12 protein-coding genes and 1 pseudogene are annotated in these 12,232 nt (G+C 63.1%); 2 read left to right on the top strand and 11 right to left on the bottom strand.

The genetic code is table 11. From position 1 onward, the window contains the following. The 11 genes from ACXJKO_RS16400 to lptM all read right to left on the bottom strand — a co-directional run bounded on the left by ACXJKO_RS16400 (position 1) and on the right by lptM (position 10,252). Positions 1-570, bottom strand: coding sequence for an HNH endonuclease (locus ACXJKO_RS16400; RefSeq protein ID WP_457092155.1), 570 nt, complete (start codon positions 568-570; stop codon positions 1-3). A 141-nt stretch (positions 571-711) separates the two neighbouring features. Beyond that, positions 712-1,593, bottom strand: coding sequence for a 3-hydroxybutyryl-CoA dehydrogenase (locus tag ACXJKO_RS16395; RefSeq protein WP_457092154.1), 882 nt, complete (start codon positions 1,591-1,593; stop codon positions 712-714). A 92-nt stretch (positions 1,594-1,685) separates the two neighbouring features. Then, complete coding sequence (locus ACXJKO_RS16390; protein WP_457092153.1) at positions 1,686-2,621, bottom strand: electron transfer flavoprotein subunit alpha/FixB family protein; 936 nt, start codon at positions 2,619-2,621, stop codon at positions 1,686-1,688. A gap of 15 nt (positions 2,622-2,636) precedes the next feature. Beyond that, complete coding sequence (locus ACXJKO_RS16385; protein WP_457092152.1) at positions 2,637-3,386, bottom strand: electron transfer flavoprotein subunit beta/FixA family protein; 750 nt, start codon at positions 3,384-3,386, stop codon at positions 2,637-2,639. A gap of 103 nt (positions 3,387-3,489) precedes the next feature. Beyond that, positions 3,490-4,239 (bottom strand): rhomboid family intramembrane serine protease, encoded by a 750-nt coding sequence (locus tag ACXJKO_RS16380; RefSeq protein WP_457092151.1) that lies wholly within the window; start codon positions 4,237-4,239, stop codon positions 3,490-3,492. Between the two features lie 15 nt (positions 4,240-4,254). Further along, positions 4,255-4,830, bottom strand: coding sequence for a cob(I)yrinic acid a,c-diamide adenosyltransferase (locus ACXJKO_RS16375; protein ID WP_457092150.1), 576 nt, complete (start codon positions 4,828-4,830; stop codon positions 4,255-4,257). A 116-nt stretch (positions 4,831-4,946) separates the two neighbouring features. Further along, positions 4,947-5,543 carry an acyloxyacyl hydrolase gene (locus ACXJKO_RS16370; RefSeq protein ID WP_457092149.1) on the bottom strand — a complete coding sequence of 199 codons (597 nt, stop codon included), beginning with the start codon at positions 5,541-5,543 and terminating at the stop codon, positions 4,947-4,949. Positions 5,544-5,646: 103 nt separating this feature from the next. Then, positions 5,647-5,838 (bottom strand): twin transmembrane helix small protein, encoded by a 192-nt coding sequence (locus ACXJKO_RS16365; RefSeq protein ID WP_457092148.1) that lies wholly within the window; start codon positions 5,836-5,838, stop codon positions 5,647-5,649. An 86-nt stretch (positions 5,839-5,924) separates the two neighbouring features. After that, positions 5,925-8,516: a TIGR02302 family protein gene (locus tag ACXJKO_RS16360; RefSeq protein WP_457092147.1), complete on the bottom strand. Its 2,592-nt coding sequence runs from the start codon at positions 8,514-8,516 to the stop codon at positions 5,925-5,927. Between the two features lie 161 nt (positions 8,517-8,677). Then, the gene (gene lysA / locus ACXJKO_RS16355) at positions 8,678-9,946 is read right to left on the bottom strand and encodes a diaminopimelate decarboxylase (RefSeq protein WP_457092146.1); all 1,269 of its coding nucleotides are present in this window, start codon (positions 9,944-9,946) and stop codon (positions 8,678-8,680) included. Between the two features lie 66 nt (positions 9,947-10,012). Continuing rightward, the gene (gene lptM / locus ACXJKO_RS16350; RefSeq protein WP_457092145.1) at positions 10,013-10,252 is read right to left on the bottom strand and encodes an LPS translocon maturation chaperone LptM; all 240 of its coding nucleotides are present in this window, start codon (positions 10,250-10,252) and stop codon (positions 10,013-10,015) included. A 237-nt stretch (positions 10,253-10,489) separates the two neighbouring features. Between lptM and ACXJKO_RS16345 the strand changes: the two are divergent. Both ACXJKO_RS16345 and ACXJKO_RS16340 read left to right on the top strand, forming a co-directional pair. After that, positions 10,490-11,776 (top strand): annotated as a pseudogene (locus ACXJKO_RS16345) (calcium-binding protein); the annotation flags it as partial. Between the two features lie 290 nt (positions 11,777-12,066). Next, on the top strand, positions 12,067-12,232 hold a 166-nt coding region (locus ACXJKO_RS16340), incomplete at its 3' end, for an IS630 transposase-related protein (RefSeq protein WP_457092173.1).

The following is a 12,232-nucleotide window of genomic DNA, read 5'->3' as shown; positions in this document are numbered from 1 at the left end:
TTACGGCTCCAGCTCGCTGTCCCAGTAGAGATAGTCCATCCAGCTCTCGTGCAGGTAATTGGGCGGGAAGAGCCGGCCATTGGAATGCAGGTCGTGGACCGTGGGGGCGAAGGGATGCTGGCGGGGCCACATCTCCACCTCGCGGGGCATCTTATCGCCTTTTCTCAGATTGCAGGGAGCGCAGGCGGCGACGACGTTTTCCCAGGTGGTCTGGCCGCCCTTGGAGCGGGGAACGACGTGGTCGAAGGTCAGATCCTCGCGGGTGCCGCAATATTGGCAGCTGAAACGGTCGCGCAGGAAGACGTTAAAGCGGGTGAAGGCTGGATGCCGTGACGGCTGGACGTAGGTCTTGAGAGATATCACCGAGGGAAGGCGGACTTCGAAGCTCGGACTTCGCACGACCTTGTCGTATTCGGAAACGATGTTGACCCGGTCGAGAAAGACCGCCTTGATCGCATCCTGCCAACACCAGATGGACAAGGGGTAATAGCTCAAAGGCCGGTAATCGGCATTGAGAACGAGAGCCGGACAGGCCTCGGGTCGCACAACAGGTTGGACGTGTATCGTCACATCACCTCCTCGTGGATGAGAAGAGTTAGTCCCGTCTGATTAGACTATAGGGGTTGTGACGCTGTTGTGAAGTTGGCGGGCACGACGTTTGTGACGCACCCACCGGAAATTTGCAGCCAAGCCGATTGACTTAACGGAAGATCAGCGGGTCGGAACCGGGTGTTCGCCGCGATAATCGTAGAAGCCGCGCTTGGTCTTGCGGCCGAGCCAGCCGGCCTCGACGTATTTCACCAGGAGCGGGCAGGGGCGGTACTTGGAATCGGCCAGCCCCTCGTAGAGCACCTGCATGATGGACAGGCAGGTATCCAGGCCGATGAAATCGGCGAGCTGGAGCGGGCCCATGGGATGATTCGCGCCGAGCCGCATGGCCGTGTCGATGGCCTCGACCGAGCCCACGCCTTCATAGAGCGTATAGATCGCCTCGTTGATCATCGGCAGCAGGATGCGGTTGACGATGAAGGCCGGGAAGTCTTCCGAGACGGTGGAGATCTTGCCGAGTTTGGCGATGAACTCCTTGGCGGATTCGTAAGTGGGATCGTCCGTGGCGATGCCGCGGATCAGCTCGACGAGCTGCATCACCGGCACCGGATTCATGAAATGGATGCCGATGAACTTCTCAGGACGATCCGTGGAGGCTGCAAGGCGCGTGATCGAGATCGATGACGTGTTGGTGGCAACCATCGCGTCTGGGCGCAGGGACGGGCAGAGATTGGAGAAGATCTTGCGCTTCACCTCTTCGTTCTCGGTCGCTGCCTCGATCACGAGATCGCAGGTCGAGAGGTCGTCGTAGGTGCGCGCCGGCTTGATGCGATCGAGAGCGCCCTGACGCTCGGCATCGGAGATGGCGCCCTTCGAGAGCTGGCGGGCCATGTTGCCGTTGATGGTGGCGAGGCCCGCATTGATGCGGTCCTCCGAGAGATCGTGAAGCCTGACGTTGAGGCCTCCGAGGGAGCACACATGAGCAATCCCGCTGCCCATCTGTCCCGCGCCGATCACGCCAACGGTTTTGATCTCAATACCCATCTGTTTCTGCCGCCTGCATCCATGCTCAAAACATCCGGGCAGGCTATCCCGCCCGGATTGTCTTCATTCTTCTATTCCTGACCTCATTGGGCCTATTTGGTCAACTCCTGTTGGAGCTGAGGCAGGAGTTGGAAGAGATCGCCGACGAGGCCGTAATCGGCCACCTGGAAGATCGGCGCCTCCTCGTCCTTGTTGATCGCCACGATCACCTTCGAGTCCTTCATGCCCGCCAGATGCTGGATCGCCCCGGAAATCCCCACCGCGATGTAGAGATCCGGCGCCACCACCTTGCCGGTCTGGCCGACCTGCCAGTCGTTCGGCGCATAGCCCGCATCCACCGCAGCACGGCTCGCGCCCATGGCCGCGCCGAGCTTATCGGCGATCGGCTCGATGTACTGCTTGAAGTTCTCGGCCGAGCCGAGCGAGCGACCGCCCGAGATGATGATCCGCGCCGAGGTCAGCTCGGGCCGGTCGTTCTGGGCAATCTCCTCGCCCTTGAACGTTGACACGCCCGTATCGTCAGCAGGGCTGACAGCCTCAATGGGAGCCGAGCCGCCCTCGCCCGCCGCCGGGAAGGCAGCAGTACGAACCGTGATGACCTTCTTGGCGTCGGTCGCCTGCACGGTCTGGATGGCGTTGCCGGCATAGATCGGCCGCTCGAAGGTATCGGGCGACACCACCTTGGTAATGTCGGAGACCTGCATCACATCCAAGAGCGCGGCAACGCGCGGCATGATGTTCTTGCCGTTCGAGGTCGAGGGCGCGACCAGGGCATCGTAAGAGCCTGCCAGCGATACGATCAGGGCGGCGGCGGGCTCGGCGAGTTGGTGCTCGTAAGCAGCCCCCTCGGCCAGCAGCACCTTCTCCACACCCTCGAGCTTCGCTGCAGCCTCGGCAGCAGCCTTGGCGTTCACGCCGGCGACCAGCACATGCACCGGCGCACCGAGCGCCTTGGCCGCGGAGAGCGCCTTGTGGGTGGCGTCCTTCAGGTGAGCGTTGTCGTGCTCGGCGATCAGAAGAGTGGTCATGGTCGGTCTTCTCCCTTAGAGCACGCCGGCTTCGACTTTAAGCTTTTGCACGAGCTCGGCCACCGAGCCCACCTTCACGCCAGCCTTGCGTCCGCCGGGCTCGGTCGTCTTGAGCACCTTCAGGCGCGGGCTCACGTCAACGCCCAGCGTCTCGGGCGAGGTCTCGCCGAGCGGCTTCTTCTTGGCCTTCATGATGTTGGGCAAGCTCGCATAGCGCGGCTCGTTGAGGCGCAGATCCGTGGTGACGATGGCCGGCAGCTTCAGCCCCACCGTCTGCAACCCGCCATCGACCTCACGGGTCACATCGACCGAGCCCTCGCCGACATTGACCTTGAACGCGAACGTGCCCTGCGGCCAGCCGAGGAGGGCTGCGAGCATCTGGCCGGTCTGGTTGGCGTCGTCGTCGATGGCCTGCTTGCCCAGGATCACGAGATCGGGCTTCTCCTGTTCGATCACGCCCTTGAGGATCTTGGCGACTGCGAGYGGCTCGACGGTCGCGTCGGTCTTGACCAGGATGCCGCGGTCGGCGCCCATGGCCAGCGCGGTGCGGATGGTCTCACCGGCCTGTTGCGGGCCGATGGAGACGGCCACGATCTCGGTGGCCTTGCCCTGTTCCTTGAGGCGCACGGCCTCTTCCACGGCGATCTCGTCGAAGGGGTTCATGGACATCTTGACGTTGGCGAGCTCGACGCCCGACCCATCCGGCTTCACCCGGATCTTCACGTTGTAGTCCACAACCCGCTTCACGCACACAAGAAGCTTCATTCGTCTGTCCTCATTGACGGTCAGATCCGGGTATGGCCCACGGCAGGCTCTCCGGACAGATAGGAAAAAGACGGATGGGACCGTAGCTGCCGGGTCCCGATTGTCAACGCGGCGCCTGCATTTCCTGGGCCGCGGCGCGGGCCAAAACTGGATCGTAGCGGTGTCGCATGATGGGGGAGAGAATAGCGCCCGCGATGAAGCCGCCAAGATGCGCGAACCAGCCGACGCCATCATCGCCGCCGAAAAAGGCGGAGGCGAATTGCAGCACGAACCAGAAGCCGATGGCCCAATAGGCGGGAAGGCGCAGAGGAATGCCCCCGAGGAACAAGGCCCAGATCCGCACGCGGGGATAGAGAATGAGATAGGCCGCAACCACACCCGACACGCCGCCGGATGCGCCGATCAGGGGACGATGAGGCGTCGGGAAGATAAAGAGATCCGGCAGGTTCGCACCAGCGGCGTAGAAGGCGACGAGCGTATGCGTGAGGCTCGCAACAACGCCGCAGAGCAGGAAGAACACGAGGAAGCGCAGGTGACCCATTGCATCTTCCACATTGTCTCCGAACACCCACAGGAACAGCATGTTGCCGATGAGGTGAAACCAGGAGCCGTGCAGGAAAATATTGGTGAGAGGCGTCAGCCACACGGGCACGAAGGGATAGCCTTCGGGCAGGATCTCCGTGCCGATGAGCACCGAAGGGATCATGCCGAGCCCGCCTACCATCACATCCTCACCATAGGGGCCATAGGCGTAGAACAGATAGGAGAGAACGCAGGCGATGATGAGCGACCGCGCGACGATCGGCGTCTTCATGTGTTCGAGAGGAACGCCATCGTGAAGCGGTAAGAACATGATGCGTTCCGCTCCTCAGCGGTTCTGGCCGGGGACCCAAAGCACGTCGAGCGCGCCCTTGTCGTTAATGAAGCGGGAGGCCACGAAGAGGAAGTCGGAGAGACGGTTGAGATACTTCACCGTCTCAGGCGACACCTTCTCGTCGGGTTTCTCGTTGAGCGCGACCGCGAGACGCTCGGCACGGCGGCAGACAGTGCGCGCCAGATGCAGGGCCGCAGCGGCGGGCGTTCCACCTGGCAACACGAAGGAACGCAGGGGCGCGAGTTCCGCGTTGAGCTCGTCGATCTCGCGCTCCAGCCGATCCACCTGTCCCTGCGTGATGCGCAGGGGCTCATAGGGAAGCGGCTTGTCCGTCTCGACGGTCGCGAGGTCGGCTCCGAGATCGAAGAGATCATTCTGGATGCGGCCCAGCATGACATCGATGGAGAGGTCCTTCGTGTGCAGGCGGACCATGCCGATGCAGGCGTTGGTCTCGTCGACCGTGCCGAAGGCCTCGATGCGCAGATCATGCTTAGGCCTGCGTCCGCCGGCGGCGAGTGCCGTGGTGCCCTTGTCGCCAGTGCGCGTGTAGATTCGATTGAGAACGACCATGGCCGGCCTGAAGGTTCGTGGATTCCGAAAGGATACTATCGACGAGACGGAAAGGATTCGCCGCTAAAAAATCGTTCTGCCGGAATTAAGGGTCAGGAGTTCCGGCGATGCCGGCCTTAGAAGGAGTAGCCGACCCGCGCGCCGATATTGGTCAGGCCCCGGTTGTCGGAGCAGGCGCCGGCATTGGAGAGGTGCTCGACCGTGGCCATCACGCTCCAGTTGGCGGAGAGGCGAACGCCCACCGATCCCGATTCACGGAAGAGCGGCGAGCAGCCCAAGGACTGGCGATCCGAGAAGGAATCGGTCACGTGTTTCTTACCATTGTGAATGGCGCCGCCAAGGCTGCCCTCCACGAACACGCTCGGTGTGAGATCGAGCGTCCAGGTCAGGCCGGTATAGGCGAAGCTGGTATTGCCATCGACATTCAGGCTACCGCCGATATGCGGACGGGGAATGAAGTAGCTCGTGAACAGATCGGATGCGGTGAACGGCTTCGCGAGAAGAATCTCACCGGTCAGATTGGCCGATCCGTTGCGCCCTTCCGGGCCCCATGGGTCTTCAGCGGAGAGACCAAAGCGGAATTCGGAGAGAAAACCCGCCGGGGCCGAGCCCTGCGGAAAGCCGGGTTGATTGCGAGCATCAGCAGCCAGAACAGCCGTCGATCCCATCACGAGAACGAGGAGGCTCAGGCCCATGGCTTGGCTGACGCGCATCAATAAATCCATCGCTTAATCGAGTATGCCGTCAGGTTACCCCCGACATGGCTAATGTTGTCTTAATACAAACCGTGGTGAAAAAGTGTCAAGAGCGGGAAAGCTAAACCGCTTTCCACCAGATCACGGCCATAATCACCACAATTGCGATGAACTGCAGAAGGACGCGCAGGCGCATGAGATGCTGCGACCTGTTGGCACTTCCGCCACGCAGCATGTTGATGAGTCCGAGAAGCAACACAAAAGCGACGGCCAGAACGGCAATCGGCACAACGAGGTCGGCAAAACTGTTCATGGTGATTCCACGCGAAACGTTGCGGGACCGTGGCCTGAACCCGTTGCAGAGGCAAGGGGGCAGCCGATAGCTGCCCCTGCGTCATGTCAGTTTCTGCGCAGCAGCCGCTCGAAATAATCGAGCTCTTCCTGTGGGCGCGCCGGATCGCCGAGCTTGCGCCGCAGCTCTTCGAGAATGCGCTGGGCTCGCTGCGCCGGAGATTCATTGACGTTCGGCACGCCGTCGCGGGTGTTATCCACATAACCCCTATTGCGGGTGGGGCGTCCCAGCGGATCGCGGTTGTCCTGGCCAGCCTGCTGCTGGCCCTGCGGCTCGCCCTGGCCCGGCTGGTCGCCGGCCTGCTCGTTGCCCTCGCCCTGCTGCATTTGCTGCATCTGCTGGGCCATGCCCTGCATGCCACGCCGCAGGTTCTCCAGGGCCTGCCCCTGAGCATCGACGGCGGGTCCATCCTGGCCTTGGCCGAGGGCGCCTTCGGCCTCGCGCATGTTCTGCTCGGCCTCGCCGAAGCCCCGCTCGCCCTGCATGCCCATGCCTTCCATGCGGCGCTGCAATTCCTGCAGCCGCTCGCGCAGAGCCTGCTGGCGCTGGCGAAGGCCTAAAGGATCCTGCTGGTCCGAGGTGCCGTTCTCGCTCTGCTCTCCGCCATCTCCCTGTTCGCCCTGTTGTCCGGGCTGGCGCTGGCCTTGCTGACGCTGACCCTGCTGCCTTTGTCCCTGGCGCGGACGGTCGCCTTGCTGCATGCGGCGGTTCTGGCCGTCGCGGAAGGTTTCATCGCGCAGGTTCTGCTGCTCGCGCGTCATGTCTTCGAGATCGCGCATGGCCTGGTTCATCTCGCGCCCGAGCGGATCGGTCATGCGGCTGTTGGGCTGTGCGGTCTGAAGGTTCTCCAGGATGTTGCGCAATTGGTCGAGAAAGCGCTGGGCCTCCGCCATGTCGCCACGGCGCATGGCGTCTTCCATCTGCTGCAGCATGCGGTTGAGATCGTCCTGCGAGATCATGCGGTCGGGACCGCGCTGGTTCTGATCCTGGCTCTGCTGCTGGTTCTGCTGCATGCGCTGGGCGAATTCGCGCAAGAACTTGTCCATGGCCTGACGCAGCTCGTTCGTGAGGCGGCGGATCTCGTCATCCGTGGCGCCGCGCTCCATCGCTTCCTTCAGACGCTCCTGCGCGGCGCGCAGCTCACGCTCCGCATCGGAAAGATTCCCGTCCTCGATCTGAAGCGCCATGGACCAAATCCAGTCGGCGACTTCGATCAGGTTCTCGTCCGTCTTCGCCACGCGCAGGCGTTCGGCGGCGGTGCGAAGGCCCATGAATACGCCCCATTGCGGCGTGAATTCCTCGGGCGCGATCAGAATGGAATCGAGCGCTACCTGCACGCGCTTGCGGTCGTCGGGCGCGAGCACGAGATTGCGCCGCTGCTCCACGAGAGCCTTCGCGAGAGGATTGGTGAAGGGGCGCTGTGGCAGGGTGAAATTGATCGTCTCGCTTGTCGCTTCCTGTCCGGCCTCGTCCTTGGCCTTGAGCCTGATCGTGACCGGTGACCCGGCCCAGGCATGGTTGGTCAAATCGACGGGTGAGCGGGTTTCGGGCGCGTTCTCCTCATGGCTCGGAATGGCGAGCGTCAGGGGAGGAGGGGGTACCAGCGAGCGGCCCTTGCTGCCGTCCGCCTTCTCGACAACGCCCTCGATGGAGGAGATGCCGTAATCGTCCTTGCCCTTGTACATCAGGGTAAAGGTGCCGCGCGCATTCACCTCCGGCGGGCCCGCGAAAGCGATCTCGGGCATGCGGTCGGGAATGGCCTCGATATTCAGGGTCACGCTGTTGGCGAACCCGGTCTTGACCGTCAGCTCGGTGCTGCCATCCAGGGTGTAGCGCTCCTCGCGTAGATCGGCGCGCTGGTTGCCCTTGGGCGGCAGCGCCGTCAGGCCCTTGCCGTGGGAAATTTCCGCCGTGCCTTCACCGGCAATGCGGATCACCAGTGTCGAGCGAATCGGCGCGCGCAGGCTCTGGCCCTTGGCGAGATCGATCATGAGCGGCGGCATGCGGGTATAGAGCGGCGGGTCGATCCATCCGTCGATGCGGAAGGACGGGCCGGCCGCCTGCACATTGCGCCAGTCGAAGGCGGCCGCAAGCCGAGAGCCGATCTCGGGACCGGCCACGAAGGCGCTCGTCACCAAGGCGAGAATGCCGGCGGCGCGCAGGGCATAGCGGTCCCGGCGCGGCATGTCGGGGTTGGGCACGGAGACGCGCATCCGGCCGACCGCTTCCTCGGCTCGCCTGCGGTGAAGCGACCACAGGGCCCGTGTGCCGGGGTCAGTCGAGCCCAGCGCCAGGGAATCGTCGAGCGCCCGGGCGGGGCCGTGTGTCAGGCCCGTATCGCGGTCGAGCCGGTCGAGAGCGCGGGTCCGGCTCGGCATGCGGAGCCGCACGAGGGGCCAGAGGGAAATCAGGAAGGCAGCCGCGAAAAGGGCGATGCCGATGCCGCGCCAGAGCGGAGAGGCATCGAGCCAGAGGCCGAACCAGGACAGGGTGAGGAAAGCTAAGACGATGGCGAAGGGCAGCCACAGGCGAGGCCAAGCGTCCTCCCACCAGAGGGACCAGCGCGCATGCGTGACCAGCCTCCCGAACCTTGTGCTCAGGTTGCTCTGCGCAGGCGACGGGTTCGGGCCTTCGCTCATGCCAAAAGTCTCCGCAGCACGGATCTGTGCTAACGCCCCCAAGGGAAAGCTAGCACGGGATACCCGGATGGCCAGCGGTCAAATGGGCACAGAATGCCTATGGGCGGATTTTGAGCCTTCCCGGAGTTCACATGTCTGTCAGGACGGGGCCGGGAAGACGCTCAAACGAGCCAGGAGGGGACGCGGTCGAGACCGATCAGTTCCTCGTAAGAGGGTCGGGGCCGCACCACCGCATGATCCGCGCCCTTGACCAGCACCTCCGGCACGAGGGGCCGTGTGTTGTAGGTGTTGGCCTGCACGGCGCCATAGGCGCCCGTGGTCATGAAGGCGATGAGGTCGCCGGGCTTCACGGCGGGCATGTCGCGGGACAGGGCCAGATAGTCGCCGGTCTCGCAGACCGGGCCGACCACGTCCGCCACCATGCGCGGCGCATCGGGAGAGGGCTCCGCGACCACTTTAAGATCGTGGTGCGCCTCGTAAAGGGTGGGGCGGATCAGGTCGTTCATGGCCGCATCAACGATCACGAAGGTCCTGTCGGCGCCTTCCTTCACATAGATGACCTTGGCGACGAGAACGCCCGCATTGCCGGCGATCAGGCGGCCCATCTCGAAGACCAGCTTGAGGCCGAGATCCTTGGTGTGGCGCTTGATGATCGCCGCATAGGCCTGCGGGTCCGGCGGCGGATCGTTATCCTCGCGATAGGGCACGCCGAGGCCGCCGCCGAGGTCGATGTGATGGAGCTTGTGGCCGTCCGCCATGAGGTCGCGGGCGAGTTCGGCGAGAAGCGCGGTGGCATTGTCGAAGGGCGAAAGGTCCGTGATCTGGCTGCCGATATGCATATCGACGCCGGTGACGGCGATCCCCTTGAGGGACGCGGCGCGCGCGTAGACCTCGCGGGCGCGGGCGATGGGAATGCCGAACTTGTTCTCGGACTTGCCGGTGGAAATCTTCTTGTGGGTCTTGGCGTCCACATCCGGATTGATGCGGATCGAGACCGGGGCGCGAGTGCCCTTGGACAGGGCCACTTCCGAGAGAGCTTCCAGCTCCGGCTCGGATTCCACGTTGAAGCAGAGGATGCCGCTGTCGATGGCGAAGGCCATTTCGGCCTTCGTCTTGCCGACCCCGGAGAATACCACCCGCTCTCCGGGAACGCCGGCGGCCAGCGCCCGGCGCAGCTCTCCCTCGGAGACGATGTCCATGCCCGCCCCGAGATTGCCCAGGGTCCTGAGCACGGCCTGGTTCGAATTCGCCTTCATGGCGTAGCAGACGAGCGCATCCGTATCCGCGAAGGCCTCAGCGAAGACGCGGTAATGGCGCTCGAAGGTGGCGGAGGAATAGCAATAGAAGGGCGTTCCCACCTCGTCCGCGAGGCGGCGCAGGCTGGTGTCCTCCGCATGGAGGACACCGTCACGATAGGCAAAATGGTGCATCGGGCAGCCTAGTATTTTGGGCGAAATGCATCCGGTCCGCCGCCAAAAACCGCGGCAGGACGAGGATCAGAGCAGCGGATCGAGGATAAACGGCTTGTTGGGCACCGTATAGCCGCGGGACGGTTTCGAGCGCGGCGTGCCGACAGGGGAGGGCAGGGTCGACTGCTCGGCGGCTTCCGGCTGTGCCTGCGCCCCGGCCGAGCCCGGAGGCGGCTCAAGCGCGCCACGGCGGCCACAGGCGGAGAGGCCGAGAACAATAAGGCCGCAAACCAGGGCGGCGCGGGGAAAGGTCAGGCTGGACGACATAGAGGGCTCCGAAACGTGGCCGCACCATAACGACAAGCGTTGCCGGAGGCGAGAGGCAAAGAAGGTTTCTCCAGCCTGAGCCATGCAGATTATTGTAATTAAATTGCGCAGTCTTTTTTGAAACGTGATGATGGAACCAATGATCATCTTCACACGTTATAGCAGTTCCTGAATGTACCAATATAACAAATAAGGGGCTTCAGGGATACGTAACGGTAGGGGCTTGGAGATACCAAAATGCCTACAAGATACGACGAATTCCGTCTGGTAATCCTGGACGCTGGTGACACGACATTCACTCTCGCGGAGACCGATGGAGCATTCAACGTCCTGGGTAATGCTGACGCAAACACGATCACGGGCAACTCCTTTGACAACATCTTGAACGGCGGCGTCGGCGCCGATACACTCGCCGGCGGTGCTGGTAACGACACCTATGTCATCGACGATGCCGGCGATGTCGTAACCGAACTGGCCAATGGCGGTACCGACACGGTTCGCTCGACCGTGAGCTTCGCCATGACAACGGCGGGCGCAGCGTTCGTCGAAAATCTCGTCCTGCTCGGTGCGGCGCTCGATGGCACCGGCAATGCGCTGGACAATACGATCACGGGCAATAGCGAAGCCAACATTCTGGATGGCTTAAGCGGCAACGACTTCCTATTCGGCGGCGGCGGCGGTGACGATCTGGTCGGCGGAGAGGGCAATGACTTCCTCGACGGCGGCACCGGTGCCGATGACATGGCTGGCGGCGTCGGTAACGACACCTATGTGGTGGATGTTGCCGGTGATGCGATCACGGAAGCCGCCGGCGCGGGTACAGACACTGTCCAGGCGTCGATCACCTATTCCATTGCAACGCAAGCCAACCTCGAGAATATCGTTCTCACCGGTACCGCCAACATCAACGCCACTGGCAATGCAGGCAACAACAGCCTGATCGGCAACGCTGGCATCAATGAACTCGTCGGCGGCGTGGGCAACGACACCCTCGATGGCGGCGCGGGCGCAGACCGCCTGGATGGCGGCGCCGGCAACGACACCTATACGATCGACAATGCCGGCGACGTGATTGTCGACAGTGACGGTGTGGATACGGTCGTGTCGTTCCTGGCGAGCTACACCCTGGCGGCTGGCCTCGAGAATGCGACGGCGGGCGGCACGGGTGCCGCCAACCTCACCGGTAATGCGGTAAGCAACCTGCTCACCGGCAACAGCGGCGCCAATATCCTCAACGGAGGTGCCGGCGTGGACACGATGACAGGCGGTCTCGGCAACGATACCTACTTCGTCGACAACGCGCTCGACGTGGTCACTGAAGCTGCTGGCGGTGGCATCGACACGCTGCGCGTCTCGACCAGCTATTCGCTCGCGGCGGCGGCCGAGGTGGAGTTCCTCATCTCCGACACGAATGCGAACGTACGGCTGGGCGGCTCCGAATCCGCCAACACCATCGTGGGCGGCAGCGGCCGTGACGTGTTGTTCGGCTTAGGCGGAAACGATCTGCTTGATGGTGGGGTCGGTCGTGACGATCTCCGCGGGGGGGCTGGCAAGGACTTCTTCCGCATCGACGACCGCGTGACGCGGACGTCTTTTGATCGGATCCTGGACTTCAACGTCAGGGACGACACACTTCTGCTCGACAATTCGATCTTCCGGGCCCTTGGAAGAGGCACCGAAACCAATCCGGGCAAGCTGAAGGCAAGTTTCTTCCGGAGTGGAATTACCGACCTAAAGCATCGGACTGGAAATTCGACTCCTGGGTTTTGGCCTGGTGCGATCTGTGATTCACTTGCTGGAACGGGAGGTGGATCATGGGTCACTGCTATTCTCTCGATCTTCGGGTGCGGGTGTCCGACTTTGTCGAGGCGGGCCATTCCTGCCGGGCGGCGGCAGGGCACTTTGCCGTCAGCGAGAGCTTCGCCATCAGGCTGGTGCGGCGAACCCGGGACACCGGCTCGCCGGCACCGGACCGCCAGG

It is taken from the genome of Microvirga sp. P5_D2, from assembly GCF_054049475.1.
The sequence above is the reverse complement of the archived record's forward strand: the minus strand, read 5'-3'. Positions and strand labels throughout refer to the sequence as shown.